Source organism: Pseudomonas sp. NPDC087598 (assembly GCF_044743525.1).
Lineage (GTDB): Bacteria > Pseudomonadota > Gammaproteobacteria > Pseudomonadales > Pseudomonadaceae > Aquipseudomonas.
Genome location: NZ_JBIUWQ010000085.1, coordinates 1 through 16,341, shown reverse-complemented (window position 1 = coordinate 16,341; position 16,341 = coordinate 1). Strand labels below are relative to the sequence as shown.

Below are 16,341 nucleotides of genomic sequence, written 5' to 3'. Positions count from 1 at the left end.
ATGATGCTGGCCACGGCAGCGTAAAGTCGTACGCCATCGGCTTCATCCTGTCGGTGATCCTGACCGTCATCCCGTTCGGTCTGGTGATGTACCCGAGCCTGCCGAAGGCCACCACGCTGGCAATCGTCCTGCTGTTCGCAGTGATCCAGGTGATCGTTCACCTGTATTACTTCCTGCACCTGGACCGTTCCATTGCTCAGCGTAACAACGTGATTGCATTCGTCTTTACGGCGATTGTGATTGTGCTGCTGGTTGGCCTGTCGTTGTGGATCATGTTCAGCATCCACACCTACATGATGGCGAAGTGAGGTAAGACCCGATGTCGCTCAAGCACTTTATCCAAATCACCAAACCGGGGATCATTTTCGGTAACGTGCTTTCTGTGGCAGGCGGGTTTTTCCTGGCCTCGAAAGGGCATGTCGATCTGGCGGTGTTTCTCGCTGCCATGATCGGTACATCCCTGGTTGTCGCCTCCGGTTGCGTGTTCAACAACTGCATCGACCGCGACATCGACCTGAAGATGGAACGCACCAAGAACCGGGTGCTGGTCCAGGGCTTGATCTCCCTGAAACTGGCCCTGGTCTACGCGACCATTCTGGGTGTTCTCGGCGTTGCATTGTTGTACAAGGTGGCCAACCCGTTGGCTGCCCTGTTCGCAGTAATCGGCTTCGTTATCTACGTCGGCTTCTACAGCCTGTATCTCAAGCGCAAGTCGGTTCACGGCACGCTGGTGGGCAGTCTGTCGGGCGCCATGCCGCCAGTGATCGGTTACGTTGCCGTAACCAACAGCTTCGACATGGCCGCACTGACGTTGCTGGTGATGTTCAGCCTGTGGCAGATGCCGCATTCCTATGCCATCGCGATCTTCCGCTTCAACGATTACCTGGCCGCATCGATTCCGGTGCTGCCAGTGAAGCGCGGGATTCAAGTGGCCAAGAAGCACATCCTGCTCTACATCCTGGCGTTCCTCGTGGCGACCTTGATGCTGACCTTCAGCGGTTACGCCGGCATGAGCTACCTAGCGGTCGCCGCGGCCATGGGCATGTACTGGTTGTACATGGCCTGGACCGGTTACAAGGCAGTGGATGACACGGTCTGGGCACGCAAGCTGTTCGTGTTCTCGATCTTCACCATCACTGCGTTGAGCGTCATGATGTCCCTGGACTTCAAGGTGCCAGCCGAGCTGCTGCTGACGTACGCGCCTTAAGGCTCAAAGGCTTGAAGAAAAACCCCGCACATTGAGAGATGTGCGGGGTTTTTTGTTTATCTACAGCGCGATTTGTTGATAGGCTTTCTATAGGCGATTTGCCTATAGTTTGCTCATGCGAACTATCTTTTTTGAAACCACAATATTTACCGCTAGCGTCGGTCATTACCTGACAGATGATGAATACCGAGAATTGCAGAGTTATCTGCAGGACAATCCGCTGGCAGGCGCCGTGATGCCGCGAACGGGTGGTTTCCGAAAATTGCGCTGGGCAGATTTTCGACGCGGCAAAGGTAGGCGAGGCGGCTTGCGGGTTCTCTATTATTGGCTTATGAATGATGGCCAGTTCTGGATGTTTGCCATCTACGACAAAGATGAGCTTGAAAAACTGACCGCCGAACAAGAAAGGGCGCTCAAGAAAGCCATAGATAAAGAATTGAAAACACGAGGTACCCCATGAAAAAACGCGACCTGTTTGCAGAATTGATGCAGGGCGTTGATGAGATGGCGGCTCAACGCGAAGGCAAAATCACACTGCGTAATACAGTGCTTGAGGACAAGCCGGTTCCGGAGGTTGGAGCTCAAGAAATTGTTGCTCTAAGGGAAAAGTTGCATATGTCCCAAGCCGTTTTCGCCAAGCGAATCAGGACAAGTCCCAGCACACTCAGAAATTGGGAGCAGGAAAAGTCGAAACCCAATGCGCAAGCGGCCTTGCTGATACGGCTGGTGGAAAAATTCCCCGATATGGTTGAGCGGTTGAGCGCTGTGTAAGCCGCAGTACTGATTCATGTAGAGCCCCGAGCGTCGAAAGAGGCAAGGGGCTTTGTCGTTTCTATCGTCGCAGGTTGCGGATAAAGGATAAAACCCCTAGATTTGGATCCAAATGCGACAGTGATAGCGCCATGCCATTTGCTGGTGCTTAACTGTCTTAACCTGCGTTTTTTCATGCTTTGATCAAAAGGCTGGGCGAAATGACTGAGAGGATGACCTGCGACGAACGCTTCATTGCCCTGGCCCAGGATCTGAACTACGACATCTATGGTGAGAACACGGCCGGCGGCAATTACGCGCCGCTGATCCGTCATCATGACGAGTTGTACATCAGCGGCATGGTGCCGCGTACTCACGGCAAGATTCAGTATCCCGGTCGCGTCGGGCTGGAATTAACCCTGAAGGATGCCCAGGCCGCCGCGAGCATCAGTGCGATGCGTTGTCTGGCGCTGATCGTCGATGCAGTCGGTTCGCTGGACAAGATCAAGGCATTGCTGCGGGTCACCGTGTATGTGAAGTCGACGCCGGACTTTGTTGACCTGAGTGAAGTGGCCAACGGCGCATCGGACGTGTTCAGCCATGTGCTCGGCGATGCCGGCCGGCACACGCGTACCACCGTCGGTGTGTATCAGTTACCGAAGAATGCGGCGATTGAAGTCGACATGATTGCGGCATTGCACTCCGACGCATGACCCCCAGGCCGGAAAGCAAAAAGCCCCGCCTGAATCTCAGTGCGGGGCTTTTTTGTCAGCGCCGAAATATTACTGAGCGGCGATGCTGTAACCATCGAACGCGGTCTGCTGTTGCAGTGCGGTGATGATGTTTTTGCGGTTGACGGCTTGTTCGGTGCCGGCGTTATCAACGAAGACTTCGCTTTCCAGCTCCGCTTCTTCGCCTTCGCCGACGAAGGCGAAACCGAGGAATTCCAGTGCTGCACGATCAACGTTCAGGCGCGAGCGCGGCGTGCGCAGTGGCAGGGTTACACTGATGCCGTCCTTGCTGATGGTGAAAATTTCGACTTCTTTCTTCTTCGCAGCCTTGCTCTTGCCACCGCTCGGGTTGCTGATCGCCTGATGGGTCTGGTTCAGCACTTTGAGGGCGAGGCCGTAAACGATTTCCTGGAATGCCGGATCGTCCTTGAAGCAGGACAGGATGCGGCCGATCGAGAACTTGCTGCTCAGGTCTTCAAGTGCGGCGATGTCGGCGGCTTCGGCGTCTTTCAGAGCCTTGAGTTCGCCCATCAGCTCGTAGGCCTTGTCGTCATCGAAGCTGTCATGAGCCTGACGGATCGCGGCGCGCAGCTCGCGGATCTGGTCGCTTTCGCGGTTCGACTGAAAAGCGTCCAAGACCATTTCACTGATGATTTTGGCTTGTGGCAGATGTTGTGAAAGATTGATGGAGTTTTCGTATTCCGCTTTGGACGATTCGGTAACTACGGATTCAGCGGTGTTGAAATCGGACATTGAAATTTCACTACTTTTTAACTTGAGTGGAGATGAGAAAGCACGAGGGCTTTTTCAGGTCGACTAATTTAGGGGAGCGGGGCGGCGTTGTCACGGAGCAACGGGCCGGCGGTCCCAACTATTTGCCAGGAGTGTCGAGGTTCATCGAGCGCACCATCCATTGTTCGGCGGTTTGCTGATCGGTCGGCAGTGAAAAGCGGAATGTCGCGCCGCGCCCGGTGACGTCCAGCAACTGAATCTTGCGCCCGTGCAGTTGCAAAATGCGGTGCACGATTCGCAGCCCCAAACCACCGTCGCGACGTGCACCGCCGATATTGAACGGGCGCAGGAACAGACCTTCACGCAACTCCGGCGCAATACCGGGCCCGGTGTCGCTGACCGTTACTTCAACCAGTGCTGCTTGTGGCGTCAGATCCAGTTCGATTTCGCCACCCTGGGGTGTATGGCGTAATGCGTTGTCGACAAGATTGGTCAGTACTCGCTCGATCAAACCGAGGTCGGCGCAGACGGTGGGCAGGTTCGGTACGAAATGGGCTTTGAGTTCGACCTGTCGCGCTTCGGCGGTGAGTTCGAATTTCTGGAAGATGTCCTGCACCAGATCAATCAGCGAAAAGCGTTCCGGTATCGGTTGGACAAAACCGTGTTCCAGACGCACCAGTTCCAGCAGCGATTGCGCCAGCCCGCCGACCTTGCGGCTTTGATCGAGAGCGATGCCGAGATAACGGCGGCGCTCTTCGGGAGGCAGGGTGGCGTCCTTGAGCGAGAGCGTTTCCAGATAACCGTGCAGCGAGGCCAGCGGGGTGCGCAGGTCGTGGGAAATGTTCGCCACCAGTTCGCGCCGCTCCTGATCCTGTCGGGTCAACGAACGCCACTGTTCACCGAGCCGGTTTTGCATCTGCCGGAAAGCAGCATCGAGCACGGCGATCTCGTCCGGGTCAGCGCTTTTATCCACAGGTGTCGATGCCGCGTGCAGGCTTTGCGGTGCACCGTCGATGTCGAAGCGGCTGACGGTTTCGGTCAGGCGCCGCAGTGGCCGAGTGATCAGGTTGAATGCGGTCAGACCGGCAATCAGGCAGAGCAGCGCAACCAGTCCGATCGACAGCAATGCCGTGTTGAGCGCGGCACTGGTGGCACCGCGCTCGGCATAGCGGTCATGCTCTTCGCTGAGCAGCACCACATAGAGATAACCGGCGGCTTTGCCGTTGACCTGCAATGGCGCGGCACTGAACACCTTGCGTCCATCGACACTGCGCGGGTCATCGCCGAGGATCGGCAATGGCTGGTCATTGAGCAGTTGGCGGATCGGTGCCAGATCGACCTGCTGCCGGCGTATCTTTCCTTCGGGCGCGGCGTTGCCGACGATACGGCCCTCGGTGTCGAGCAGGTACACCTCGACACTCGGATTAACCAACATCAATTGACTGAACAGTTCACGCACCGCACCAGGCATCAGGCCATTGCTGTCCATCAGCACGGTGTCATGGGCAATGTGTCGTGCCAGATCCCGCGACAGGCCTTGCACCACCTCCAGTTCATGCATCTGGTTGGAGCGCACCTGCAACCATGCGGATGTGCCGCAGCACACCAGCAACAGAACGGCGAATACCAGGGACAGGCGCTGTGTCAGGGTCAGTTTCATGGCTGCTCGGTACCGAATTTATAGCCGCGACCCCACACGGTGAGGATGCGCGAAGGTTGCGCCGGATCTTTTTCGATCTTCGCCCGCAGGCGATTGATGTGCGTGTTGACGGTGTGTTCATAGCCCTCGTGGCTGTAACCCCACACGGCATTGAGCAGGTCCATGCGCGAAAATACTTTGCCGGGTTGGCGCGCAAAGAAATACAGCAGGTCGAACTCCCGTGGCGTGAGATCCAGGCGCTGACCCTCGAGGCTGACTTCGCGAGTGATCGGGTCGATGTTCAGGCCGTCGAGGCTCAGACTACCGGCATCCATCTTCAGATTGCGCGCCATGGCATCGACACGGCGCAGCAGGGCTTTGATCCGTGCCACCAACTCGAGCATCGAGAACGGTTTGGCGAGGTAATCGTCGGCGCCCAGTTCCAGGCCAAGAATGCGGTGCAACTCGCTGGAGCGGGCACTGGTGATGATGATCGGCGTGTAGCGTGTCATGGCCCGGGCGCGGCGGCAGATTTCCAGACCGTCGACACCCGGCAGCATCAGGTCGAGGATCAATGCGTCCCAGTGTCCCTGTTGCAGCAGGCGCATGCCTTCGTCGCCATCGACGCAGTGCACGACCTCGTAGTGCTCGTCGCGCAGATGCAGGCAAATCAGATCGGCGATGTGTTGGTCATCCTCGACCACCAGGATGCGTTTGGTCTGTTCCATGAAGCTCAATCCTTCGGCGCAATGAGCGCATTGTGCGGGTTTTCCTCCGGGCGAGTTATCACGAATTCGTTAACTTCCCGTGAGGATTTGGCGATCAACCCAAGCCTAGGCTGTGTTCCAGAACAGACACTTGGAATTTCGGAGACGGCCATGTTTTCACGGCGACAGATTCTCGTAGCGAGCAGCGGGCTAGGGGTTGCAGCCCTGTTGGCAGGTGTATTGCCAAAATTGTCGACTGGCACCGCACTGGTCAGCGAAGCACATGCCGACGAAGCCTTCGAGGTGACGCATAGCGACAGCGAATGGCATTCGATTCTGACCGACGAGCAATTCGAGATCCTGCGGGAGGAGGGGACCGAGCGTGCCTACACCAGCCCCCTCAACGACGAGCATCGTGCCGGCACATTTGCCTGCGCCGGGTGTGAGCTGGCGCTGTTTTCATCCGCGACCAAATTCGACAGCCGGACCGGTTGGCCCAGTTTCTGGGCGCCGCTGGAGCATGCGGTGGCCACGCGTCAGGACCGCTCCTTTGGCATGACCCGTGACGAAGTTCACTGCCGGCGCTGCGGTGGTCATCTCGGTCATGTCTTTGATGACGGTCCGAAACCCACCGGCCTGCGTTATTGCATGAATGGCCTGGCGATGACTTTCAAAGCCGTGGCGGCTTGAGCCATGGCGCGTTTGCGATCTTCACTTCAAACAGGACGACACTATGTGGCTCTTGGTTCTCGCTTATCTCGGTGGTGTGCTGACGATTGTCAGCCCGTGCATCCTGCCGGTTCTGCCTTTTGTCTTCGCTCGCACCGGGCAGCCGTTTATCAAGAGTGGCTTGCCGCTGCTGGCGGGGATGGCGGTCACCTTCGCGCTCGTCGCCTCGTTGGCGGCGGTGGGCGGCGGCTGGGTGGTGCAAGTCAATCAGTACGGTCGCTGGCTCGCGTTGCTGTTCGTTGCACTGTTCGGGCTGACATTGCTGCTGCCGCGAGTGGCCGAGCGCTTGACCCGGCCGCTGGTGTCGGCCGGCAGTCGTCTGTCGCTGGCCGCCGGCCAGGACAATCGTCCGCGTCCCGGCGCTTCGTTCCTGATCGGCGTCGCCACGGGCCTGCTTTGGGCGCCTTGCGCAGGGCCGATTCTCGGACTGATTCTGACCGGTGCCGCGCTGCAAGGGGCAAGCATCGCCACCACGCTGTTGTTGCTCGCCTACGCGGCGGGTGCCGCGACTTCGCTGGCCGCAGCCCTACTGCTGGGCGGTAAGGTTTTTGCCCTGATGAAACGCTCGATCGGTACCGGTGAATGGATCCGTCGAGGGCTGGGTGCATTGATGTTGGCCGGGGTCGCGGCGATTACTCTCGGCCTCGATACCGGGGTTCTCGCTCGGCTTTCGACGGCATCCACCGGTGGTCTGGAACAGGTATTGGTCGGCAAACTTTCGGATAAGTCCACCAACGCGAACAGCACGATGATGGCGCAGATTCCTACGGCGGATGACACAGCAAATGGCAGCATGATGGCCGCCGGGGGCGCGATGAAAATGGCGGCCAAGGCGCCGGGCACCTTGCCCGTTGAAGGTCAGTTGCCGCCGCTGAATGGCGCCGTGCAGTGGCTCAACTCACCGCCACTCGATGCTCAGGCTTTGAAGGGCAAAGTCGTGCTGGTCGATTTCTGGACCTACTCCTGCATCAACTGCCTGCGCACTCTGCCGTATGTCAAAGCCTGGGCCGAAAAGTATCGCGATCAAGGCCTGGTGGTGATCGGGGTACACGCGCCGGAATTCGCCTTTGAGCGCGACGTGGGCAACGTCACCAAAGCGATGAAGGACCTGGGTATCACTTACCCGGTAGCCATCGACAATGACTACAAGATCTGGCGTGCCTTCAATAACGAATACTGGCCGGCACATTACTTTGCTGACGCGCAGGGACGCATTCGTTACCACCATTTTGGCGAAGGGGACTACGCCGAGTCGGAGCGAGTCATACAGCAATTGCTGCGTGAAGCGGGGGCGAAGACGGTCGCCGATGGGTTGATCAATGCCGATGCCAAGGGCGTGCAACTGGCGCCGGACATGAACGAAGTGCAATCGCCGGAAACCTATGTCGGCTACCAGCGGGCGGAACATTTCGTAGCGCAAACCAACCTTGTGCCTGACAAGGTCGCAGCCTACAACCCACCTGCCAATCTGGCATTGAACGACTGGAGCCTCGGCGGGCAATGGGCCGTTGGGGCAGAGCGCGCGACTGCCAGCGCGGCGGCCAGTCGTATCGTCTACCGATTCCATGCCCGCGACCTGCACCTGGTGCTGGGCCCGGGCGCGGAGGGCAAACCGGTGCGTTTCAAAGTCTCGATTGATGGCCGCGCACCGGGTGACGCTCACGGTGTCGATGTTGCCCCTGATGGCAGTGGTCGTGTCACCGAGCAGCGGTTGTATCAACTGGTGCGGCAAACGGACGGCGTGAAGGATCGAACCTTCACCATCGAATTTCTTGACCCGGGCGTGTCGGCCTACGCCTTTACCTTCGGCTGATCAGGAGTGCACAACATGAAAACTCAAAGTGTCTGGCGTTGTCTGTTGCTGGGCGTCGCGATGGCGGGTGTGGTCGGTCAATGCTCGGCGTTTTCCTTCGGCGGCGAGGAGGCGGTGGTTCTGCCAGCGCCGGCCCTCGACGAAAACACTCAAGCGCACAGTGAAACTGCGGTGTTCGCCGGCGGCTGTTTCTGGGGCGTACAGGGAGTTTTTCAGCACGTCAAAGGTGTGCAAAAAGCGCTTTCGGGTTATGCCGGTGGCGCGGCGGATACCGCGCAATATGAGCGGGTCAGCGAGGGCGATACCGGCCACGCGGAGTCGGTACAGGTCACTTTCGATCCGACTCAGGTCAGCTACGGCAGCCTGTTACAGATTTACTTCTCCGTGGCCCACAACCCCACTGAACTCAACCGTCAGGGCCCGGACAGCGGCACGCAGTATCGCTCGGCATTATTTCCGGTCAACGCCGATCAGCAGCGCGTGGCGCAAGCCTACATTGCCCAACTCGACGCGGCCCATGCGTTCAACAAACCGATCGTCACCAAACTGGAAACCTACAACGGCTTCTATCCGGCAGAGGACTATCACCAGGACTTCCTGACAGAACATCCGAGCTATCCGTACATCGCAATCAACGACATGCCGAAGGTGGCAAATCTGAAGCAGGTTTTTGCTCAGCGCTATCAAGAGAAACCGGTGTTAGTGAAAAGCGGCTCCTGAATCATTGGCTGCCCAATAAAGGGCGTTGAGCCTGAAGGATGCGCAGCAAGCGGTAATATTTCAGTGAGCGAGCGCTCACCAGACCACTGATAAAACCCGATGCAATGGCTTTGAACAACAACATATCCGGGGCGGCAGCCCGCTCCGGGTGCACGTCATCCTGATAGCCGAAGTAGTAGTTCACGGCAAAAAAAAGCAGGAGCAGAATCAGCGCTTTTCAGGTGCCCGGCACGATCAATCCGGTTTCCTGATCATCAAGATTTACCCCTTTGTTCGGGAAAATCAGCCATGCCGAGAGGACGCCCAGTAATAAAGCAATGAGCCAGCCGCTCAGGCTCAAGCCTGGGTCATCCGTCAGGTTCAACGACAACAGCGACCAGGCCAACAACGCCAGCGGCGTCGATAGCAGGGAAAACCGGCTTTCGTGTTGCGGTTTGCGGGCCTTGAGACCGAAGTACACCAGAACCAGAAAAACGGCATAAACCCACAAGGGGGTATTTTGTAGAGTGGCGAGCATCGCGCAGCGTCCGTGCTGGAAAGAGAAACCGGATCATAGCGGTGCCAGGGCGGGCGCCGCTTATTTTAATCGCGGCCGCTCCATTGCAATCACCGACGTCTCAAAACCCAGGCCGGCAAAAAAAGCCCCGGCACCTTCCCGGCCGGCGCGCAGTACCCAAGTGATATCGGGATTGTCGCCCATCACGTGCTCAACCAGCGCCCGACCAATCCCTCGGCGTCGATGTCGCCCGTCGACAACGACCATCGATAGATAGCCATTGGATAAATGATCAGTGATGCCTCGGGCGAAACCGACGATTTGCTCACCGTTCAGCGCGATGGCAGTGCGTTGGGAGTTTTCGATGAGTTGTGCAAAGTGTTCGCTGGAACCTGTTCGGTGTCCCCAGCCATGTTGCTCGAGAAACTGTCGTACCGATTCTGTTTCGGCGGGCAACAGGTCGCGAAGGGTCAGGTTGTTGTTCATGCCGGTCGACTCCTTGTCTGTACTCATTTGAGTGTGGGGTTGGTTATCCACGCAATCAGGATCTGCCCCAGGTTTTCATCGCGAATTCGACAAAGCGCCGAAGCTTCGGCAATCGATAACGATCAGGGGCGTAAAGCAGGTGCAATGGACGGCTGGGCGGTTGGTAATCGGGGATGACTTTCACCAGTTTTCCTTCGCAAAGATCCTGCTCCACCAATGCGTCAGGCAGCATGACGATGCCCATGCCGGTGCGTGCAGCCTGATGCAGGCCTGCGGAGGTGTTCATTAGCATCGGGCCGCTGACGTCGATCATGATTTCCCCATCCGGGCCACTAAGGCGCCAGCGTTTTTCCACTGACTGCCAGTCATCACCCGCAGGATAGGCGAACGACAGGCAGTCATGTTGTTGCAGGTCTTCAGGGGTTTTCGGCATACCGCGTCGCTCGACGTATTGCGGGGAGGCGCACACAGTCAGCGTGTAGTCGATCAGCGGCCTGGCGATCAGGTTGGACTGTTCGAAGTGACCCAGACGAAAGGCCACATCCAGGCCACTTTCCAATAAATCCGGACGGCTGTTGGTCAGCACCACATCCATTTTTACCTGCGGGTATTGCAGGGAAAATTCGCTGAGCGCAGGGGCCAGCCGCTCCACGCCAAAGGTCAGCGGCGCGGTGATGCGCAACAGGCCTCGCGGCTCATCAAGGGCCTGTTCGGCGAGGCGCTCGGAGTCCGCCACGAGCCCCAATACATCCAGACAACGCTGGTAGTAAACGCTGCCGAATTCAGTCAGGCGCTGACGTCGGGTGGTGCGTTGCAGCAGTTGCACACCGAGCCGCTGCTCCAGCGCGCGCAGGTGATTTCCCACCATCGTCGTCGACATGTCGCACTGCAGCGCGGCCGCCGTCATGCTCCCCGCTTCGACCACTTTGACGTAGACGCCCATCGACTGAAACAGGTCCATTATCAAGTCCAGCTTTTAAATGATTGAAGTTTTGCCGAGTTTATCCAGTTCTGGTGGCTAACCATACTGACATCACACCGACCTTCACTGGAGTTTGAAGTCATGACCGCCGCCCTGATGAACACCTATCAACCATTGGCCCTGAGTTTCACCAAAGGCTTGGGCACTCGCCTGTGGGATCAGGCCGGTCGCGAGTATCTGGATGCGGTTGCCGGTGTGGCAGTGACCAACGTAGGCCACTCGCACCCGCGCATTGTTTCGGCGATCAGCGAACAGGCGGGATTGCTGCTGCACACCTCCAATCTGTACAGCATCGACTGGCAGCAACAGCTGGCCAGACGGCTGACTGAGTTGTCGGGGATGGACAGGGCGTTCTTCAATAACTCCGGGGCCGAGGCCAACGAAACCGCTCTGAAGCTGGCGCGGTTATACGGCTGGCGCAAGGGCATCGAGGAGCCGCTGGTTGTGGTGATGGCTAACGCGTTTCATGGCCGTACGCTGGGAACATTGTCGGCCAGCGATGGCCCGGCGGTGCGTCTGGGTTTCAGCGAGCTACCTGGGGATTTCGTTAAAGTGCCATTCGGTGATCTCGCGGCGCTGGAGCAAGTACAGCGCAAGCACGGCGAGCGGATCGTCGCGATTCTGGTCGAGCCGATCCAGGGCGAAAGCGGCGTACAGCTGGCACCGCCGGGTTATCTGAAAGCCCTGCGCGAAATGTGTAATCGTCATGCCTGGCTGCTGATGCTCGATGAAATCCAGACTGGCATAGGCCGCACCGGCCGGTGGTTTGCGTTTCAGCATGAAGGCATCGTCCCGGATGTCATGACACTGGCCAAAGGACTTGGCAACGGCGTCCCTATCGGCGCTTGTCTGGCGCGGGGCAGGGCGGCGGATCTGTTCACGCCCGGCAGCCATGGCAGCACGTTCGGCGGCAATCCGCTGGCCTGTCGAGTGGGTTGCACGGTGCTGGATATCATCGAAGAACAAGGATTGCTGGAAAATGCGCGTGTGCAGGGTGAACGTCTGTTGAGCCGGTTACGCGCAGAGCTGGCGGACAACCCGAATGTGCTGGCGATTCGTGGTCAGGGTCTGATGATCGGCATCGAGTTGAAACAGCCGATTCGTGACCTGACGCTGATCGCGGCGCGGGACCACGGGTTGCTGATCAACGTCACGCGCGGCAAGACCATACGGCTGCTGCCGCCGCTGACGATTGATGAGCGGGAGGTGGAGATGATTGTCAGGGGAGTGGTGCGGGCAGTAACAACTCACTGACAGGCATCCGATGCCCCTTGTGGGAGCGAGCAAAGACTTAGTTCGGATAGTCCGACAAGTCTGGCGCCAGCATCCGTGTCTTCGTCGCTCCATTCGAGTTGTGCTGAATGATCTCGCGCGGTTGCCCTTGCTCATTGAAAAACACCTGGCCGATCCCCGCTGAGTTCCACAGTCGCTCACCCGCCTCGGCATGTTCGGGTGTGTACGGCACGATGCGCATCAGCCTGCGTTTAGTAAACCAATTCAGTGGTGAGCGCGGTGAGTAGAGCCAGCGGTTGAGGCGGTCGAACCATTCCAGCAGGGTTTTCGGAAACTCGTTCTTGATCCCGCTGCTGGTTATCTGCCAGATCCGCGGGCCGGCCTTGCGATGTCGGATAAGCACTTCGTAGACGAAGGAATAATGCACATCACCGGACAGCACCACATAGTTACCCGGTGTACGTGTGTGTCGGAAAATATTCAGGATCACCTGCGCGGCGCCACGATGGGCCATCCAGTTTTCGGCATCCACCAGCAGTGGATAACCGCACCAGCTGAAGACTTTTTGCACCGTTTCAATCAGCTTCACACCAAAAATCGGCGCGGGCGAAACGATGATCGCGGACGGGTGATCCAGCAGTTCCTGCTGCAGTTCGCTCAAGGCTTCCCAGTCGAGCAGACCCGACGGTTGCTTGAGCGTCATTTCGCTGCGCCAGCGTCGGGTGCGGGTGTCGAGCACAACCAGCGCCGGGCTGGTCGGCATCACGAAATGCCAGTTCTGAAAGCGCAGCAGCGTATCGATCAGCTCATCCTGCAGCGGGCGGTCAAGGTAGTGGTCATCGCCACTGGCGCTCAGGCGGCGGGTTTTCTCCAGTACATCCTTGAAGGCATCCGGGTTATTGCCCCAGCCCTGGCAGAGCATGTAGGCAATCAGCGCGTTGCCGATGATGCGTTTGGAGAACGGATGGCCGTAGGCCGTTTCCTCCCATTGCGCGGAAAGGTTCCAGTCATCGGTGATGTCGTGATCGTCGAAAATCATCAGGCTCGGCAAATGTGCCAATGCTCGGGCGACGTTGCCCAGGCCAGCCTTGAACGCATCAATGCGGGTCTGTTCGAGTGCATATCGCTTGAGGCGATCCGGCGTCAGTACTGGAGGCTGCGGATTGATCAGTGTCCACGCAACCGGTGACCATACCAGCAAGTACATCGCCATGATCTCGGCAAACGTCACCAGGTGATTGTCGGCGCTGCTGCTGGTGAAAATCGGCTTACGAGCTCCGCCGAAAAATCGCTCACGCAAAGTATCGTTGCTCTCCAGTGCCGGTAACAAATCCGAACGGTGGTAGTAACTGGCCGGGTGCTCGTAGAGTTTCGCGCTGTCGCTGACCACGGCGCCTTCGAGGTGTTCGTCGAACAGGCCGAGGCGCTGAATCAAGGCATGGATTGCCCGCAGCATCGGGCCGGCAACGTCATCGGCGTAGACCTGATCGCCACTCATCATCAATAGCGCCGGACGTTGTTGCGGATCGGTTTGCGCCGCCAGCAGTTGATCGACACACAGCAAACCATCCGCCGCCGGGTGATGCGGTTTGCGGCAGGAGCCGTGAAGTAATTGATCGATTCGTGAGCGCAGGACAAAGTTCGGGCAAGCGGCATTGCCATACACAAGATGCGGGGCCCAATCGACAATCTGCTCCTGGCCATCGATCAGCAGGTCGTAGTCGATTTGTGTGTCGCAGGGCAGGGCGCTATCGAGAGTGATATCGATAAGATGAACGAACGCCCGACTGCCTACGGGTATGACCGTGCATTTCCCAGAATCGAGAGAGATATCTCCTACACCTTGCAGGCGCAAAGTCAGCGACAGCGGACGCGTACCGACCAGCCACAGCACCAGTCGTGTCGGCTCCAGCCGTCGCAGCAGCGGGCCGGCCAAAACAGCAGGCAGCGGGTTCAGGTCATCAAGGGTCGGGGACATCCGGGTCAAAGCTCAAGGCGCACAGGCCGGCGATGATAGCGCAGCCGGCGCCTTGATCCCTTAAGTGAGCCTTAAGAGTCGCTCTTCTTCAACTTCAGATCGAGCAGTCGCCACGCAGCCTTGCCCGCATCGTTGCCGTCCACTTGCTGCACTGAACAGTCAAAACGGTAGCTGACATCGTCACCCAACATGTTCCGGGCAGTGGCGGTACTGCTGACGGTGTAGGTCTGATCCTTGAAGCGTTGGCTGCTGGCGTCCCTGGCGCTCGAGATCACCGTCGACGCTGAAAAGCGCATGGCACTCTTGATGAAGGGCTCGCAAATCATGAACGCCATCAGGGATTTGTCGGCATTCGGATTGTTGCCGGCCAGTCTGCGCAAAACAGCGAAGTCGTTGCCCACGGTGTCCTTGAAGTCCTTCTCTGCCAGTGAAGCGGGTAGGCGTTCGCTGAAGTTCGGCAGCAAAGCGGACTCGGGTGGTGAAGGTTCATTCTGTGGTTTGCCGGCAACAAAGGACGGAAATTCCTCAGGTGCAGGTGCAGGTGCAGGTGGCGCGACTGCAACGGCGGCCGGTGTCGGAACAGGTTCAGGCTTCGCCGCAACTGGCGCGACCTCTTGAGTGACAGTCTCTTGAATCTGCTTTTTCGCAGTTTTGCTCTCCGGCGCGAACAGTGAAAGCGTGATGGAGAACACCACAATACCGACAATAAAACCCGCTCCCGCCCCGAGAACGTTGCCGACAAACAGATTCCAGTTACCGCGGTTCTTCACCACCCAGCGCCACATGAAACCCCATGCCGCCAAAAATGCGAGTAGACACAGAAACTCCATTCGATCCTTTCCTTAACCTGCAAAAACCTTGATGCAGCGCGCACTGATGAGCCGCGCTGAAGATGGACGGCAAGATAACAAAATAGTAGCGTCGCGCCACGCTCTTCATCCACGTAACGGACTTTGATGATGGCGGATCTTTCTCAATCAAAGGATGGACAGATGAGCGACTTCACCAACAAAGGCTTCTTCAAACTCAAGCAGAACGACGAGTACGCCGAACGCGTGACGGCGTTGCTGTTGGAGGGTGAAGAGGTGATCGATTCCTATAAAGCCATGCGCGATGGCGTGGTGTTCACCAACAAACGCATCATCGCGGTCAATGTGCAGGGAATCACCGGCAGCAAGAAGGATTTCACTTCACTGCCGTACAAGAACATTGTCGCGTATTCCGTGGAGACCTCCGGAACGTTTGATCTGGACTCGGAACTGGAGATTTATTTTTCGTCGCTGGGGAAGGTGAAGTTCGAGTTCACCGGGAAAACGTCGATGGTGGAGATTTCGAAGTACATCTCCAAGCATCTATTGTAAGTGCGCGTGGCGCGTTCGATTACAGAATGTCTTTCAAGTAACCCTTGAGCGCGAGGAGTGGCTGATCAAGCTGCTCCAGTGACTGCGCCTGGCTCAAATCGGCTGAAAGCTTGTGCAGCTCACGCCCGAGCGGTTTCTCGACACCACCCAAAGCGTCCATCGCCAAACCCAGACATTCGTTCATTTTGAACTGGATGGTCTGCACATCGCCCCGGCGCACCAGCAGTTCGAAAATGTCTTTCTGATAGTCACCCATGACCATGTCGTCCCGCAAAATCGGGCTGAGGCCTTCTTCTTCATAAGCGAGTTTGAGGGAGAAAAGGGCGACTGTTTCCAGTGACGTTTCCATACTGTGGACCTTTAGAGGATCTCGCCGGACACCTAATGGCACTCCGGCAGGCGAATGGTCGTTGAATTCAAGCAAGTATACCGCCCCACGATTCCTGATCAGCAGGCTGTTCCGTGAGGTAATGAAGCTTACAAGGATTTTTGGCAGGAGGTCAGAGTGGCGACGCCAGCAGCGCATAGGAGTGATCCATATAGTTGTCCTTTACCTGGGCACGGTAACAATTCTATTGCGGCAGGCTCTTCTGACGTTTTCCTTGATGGCCTTCCCGCTGCGCGTCAGGGTGACGCCCAGCTTATGGGCAAGCGCGGCATTTTGATTACTCTCTGGTAAGGGAAAAGAATTTTCAGAAGAGGGGTTGACCACGGATTCCAGTCCTGTATTATTCGCCTCCCGCTGACGAGGACTTTGAAACTGGTTAGCGCAAGTGA

The 16,341-nt window shown here is 57.6% G+C and carries 18 protein-coding genes and 2 pseudogenes; 11 read left to right on the top strand and 9 right to left on the bottom strand.

Going from position 1 to position 16,341, the window contains the following annotated elements; translation table 11 throughout:
- The 5 genes from cyoD to ACIOWE_RS28160 form a co-directional block, all read left to right on the top strand.
- The coding region (cyoD, locus tag ACIOWE_RS28180) for a cytochrome o ubiquinol oxidase subunit IV (protein ID WP_401398141.1) at positions 1 to 308 on the top strand (308 nt) is incomplete at its 5' end.
- An 11-nt stretch (positions 309 to 319) separates the two neighbouring features.
- Complete coding sequence (gene cyoE, locus ACIOWE_RS28175; RefSeq protein ID WP_053123579.1) at positions 320 to 1,207, top strand: heme o synthase; 888 nt, start codon at positions 320 to 322, stop codon at positions 1,205 to 1,207.
- A gap of 115 nt (positions 1,208 to 1,322) precedes the next feature.
- The gene (locus ACIOWE_RS28170) at positions 1,323 to 1,667 is read left to right on the top strand and encodes a toxin (RefSeq protein WP_401398139.1); all 345 of its coding nucleotides are present in this window, start codon (positions 1,323 to 1,325) and stop codon (positions 1,665 to 1,667) included.
- A complete protein-coding gene (locus tag ACIOWE_RS28165; protein WP_401398137.1) occupies positions 1,664 to 1,978 on the top strand; it encodes a helix-turn-helix domain-containing protein in 315 nt (104 codons plus the stop codon). Before ACIOWE_RS28170 ends, ACIOWE_RS28165 begins: the two co-directional genes overlap by 4 nt.
- A gap of 200 nt (positions 1,979 to 2,178) precedes the next feature.
- The gene (locus ACIOWE_RS28160; RefSeq protein ID WP_401398135.1) at positions 2,179 to 2,670 is read left to right on the top strand and encodes a RidA family protein; all 492 of its coding nucleotides are present in this window, start codon (positions 2,179 to 2,181) and stop codon (positions 2,668 to 2,670) included.
- A gap of 69 nt (positions 2,671 to 2,739) precedes the next feature.
- Here ACIOWE_RS28160 and ACIOWE_RS28155 read toward each other — a convergent pair whose 3' ends face one another.
- The 3 genes from ACIOWE_RS28155 to ACIOWE_RS28145 all read right to left on the bottom strand — a co-directional run bounded on the left by ACIOWE_RS28155 (position 2,740) and on the right by ACIOWE_RS28145 (position 5,787).
- On the bottom strand, positions 2,740 to 3,441 hold the full coding sequence (locus tag ACIOWE_RS28155) for a hypothetical protein (RefSeq protein WP_401398133.1): 702 nt from the start codon (positions 3,439 to 3,441) through the stop codon (positions 2,740 to 2,742).
- A 118-nt stretch (positions 3,442 to 3,559) separates the two neighbouring features.
- Positions 3,560 to 5,080 (bottom strand): sensor histidine kinase, encoded by a 1,521-nt coding sequence (locus ACIOWE_RS28150; RefSeq protein WP_401398131.1) that lies wholly within the window; start codon positions 5,078 to 5,080, stop codon positions 3,560 to 3,562.
- Positions 5,077 to 5,787 carry a response regulator transcription factor gene (locus ACIOWE_RS28145; protein WP_401398129.1) on the bottom strand — a complete coding sequence of 237 codons (711 nt, stop codon included), beginning with the start codon at positions 5,785 to 5,787 and terminating at the stop codon, positions 5,077 to 5,079. Before ACIOWE_RS28145 ends, ACIOWE_RS28150 begins: the two co-directional genes overlap by 4 nt.
- Positions 5,788 to 5,937: 150 nt before the next feature.
- On the opposite strand from ACIOWE_RS28145, the gene msrB reads away from it, so the two are divergent.
- Genes msrB through msrA form a run of 3 tightly spaced genes read left to right on the top strand, consistent with a single transcriptional unit; the run spans position 5,938 to position 9,028 of the window.
- A complete protein-coding gene (gene msrB / locus ACIOWE_RS28140; protein WP_401398127.1) occupies positions 5,938 to 6,456 on the top strand; it encodes a peptide-methionine (R)-S-oxide reductase MsrB in 519 nt (172 codons plus the stop codon).
- Positions 6,457 to 6,499: 43 nt separating this feature from the next.
- Entirely contained in the window at positions 6,500 to 8,308 is a 1,809-nt protein-coding gene (locus ACIOWE_RS28135; protein ID WP_401398125.1) for a cytochrome c biogenesis protein DipZ, read from the top strand.
- A gap of 15 nt (positions 8,309 to 8,323) precedes the next feature.
- On the top strand, positions 8,324 to 9,028 hold the full coding sequence (msrA, locus tag ACIOWE_RS28130; RefSeq protein WP_401398123.1) for a peptide-methionine (S)-S-oxide reductase MsrA: 705 nt from the start codon (positions 8,324 to 8,326) through the stop codon (positions 9,026 to 9,028).
- 1 nt (position 9,029) lies between these two features.
- Here the strand turns inward: msrA and ACIOWE_RS28125 are convergent.
- From ACIOWE_RS28125 to ACIOWE_RS28115, 3 genes and pseudogenes are all read right to left on the bottom strand, one after another.
- Positions 9,030 to 9,545 (bottom strand): annotated as a pseudogene (locus ACIOWE_RS28125) (DUF6622 family protein).
- Between the two features lie 60 nt (positions 9,546 to 9,605).
- Entirely contained in the window at positions 9,606 to 10,010 is a 405-nt protein-coding gene (locus ACIOWE_RS28120; RefSeq protein WP_401398121.1) for a GNAT family N-acetyltransferase, read from the bottom strand.
- Positions 10,011 to 10,065: 55 nt separating this feature from the next.
- Positions 10,066 to 10,971, bottom strand: a complete 906-nt coding sequence (locus ACIOWE_RS28115) for a LysR family transcriptional regulator (protein WP_401398119.1) — start codon at positions 10,969 to 10,971, stop codon at positions 10,066 to 10,068.
- A 102-nt stretch (positions 10,972 to 11,073) separates the two neighbouring features.
- On the opposite strand from ACIOWE_RS28115, the gene ACIOWE_RS28110 reads away from it, so the two are divergent.
- Positions 11,074 to 12,246: an aspartate aminotransferase family protein gene (locus tag ACIOWE_RS28110; RefSeq protein ID WP_401398117.1), complete on the top strand. Its 1,173-nt coding sequence runs from the start codon at positions 11,074 to 11,076 to the stop codon at positions 12,244 to 12,246.
- Between the two features lie 37 nt (positions 12,247 to 12,283).
- Here the strand turns inward: ACIOWE_RS28110 and ACIOWE_RS28105 are convergent, their stop codons facing one another.
- Complete coding sequence (locus ACIOWE_RS28105) at positions 12,284 to 14,203, bottom strand: alkaline phosphatase D family protein (protein ID WP_401398115.1); 1,920 nt, start codon at positions 14,201 to 14,203, stop codon at positions 12,284 to 12,286.
- 71 nt (positions 14,204 to 14,274) lie between these two features.
- A complete protein-coding gene (locus ACIOWE_RS28100; protein ID WP_401398113.1) occupies positions 14,275 to 15,033 on the bottom strand; it encodes a hypothetical protein in 759 nt (252 codons plus the stop codon).
- 162 nt (positions 15,034 to 15,195) lie between these two features.
- Between ACIOWE_RS28100 and ACIOWE_RS28095 the strand changes: the two genes are divergently transcribed.
- Complete coding sequence (locus tag ACIOWE_RS28095; protein ID WP_401398111.1) at positions 15,196 to 15,564, top strand: PH domain-containing protein; 369 nt, start codon at positions 15,196 to 15,198, stop codon at positions 15,562 to 15,564.
- A gap of 19 nt (positions 15,565 to 15,583) precedes the next feature.
- Here the strand turns inward: ACIOWE_RS28095 and ACIOWE_RS28090 are convergent, their stop codons facing one another.
- Complete coding sequence (locus ACIOWE_RS28090; RefSeq protein ID WP_201236908.1) at positions 15,584 to 15,913, bottom strand: hypothetical protein; 330 nt, start codon at positions 15,911 to 15,913, stop codon at positions 15,584 to 15,586.
- A gap of 156 nt (positions 15,914 to 16,069) precedes the next feature.
- On the opposite strand from ACIOWE_RS28090, the pseudogene ACIOWE_RS28085 reads away from it, so the two are divergent.
- Positions 16,070 to 16,213 (top strand): annotated as a pseudogene (locus ACIOWE_RS28085) (PAAR domain-containing protein); the annotation flags it as partial.
- Positions 16,214 to 16,341 lie beyond the last annotated feature (128 nt).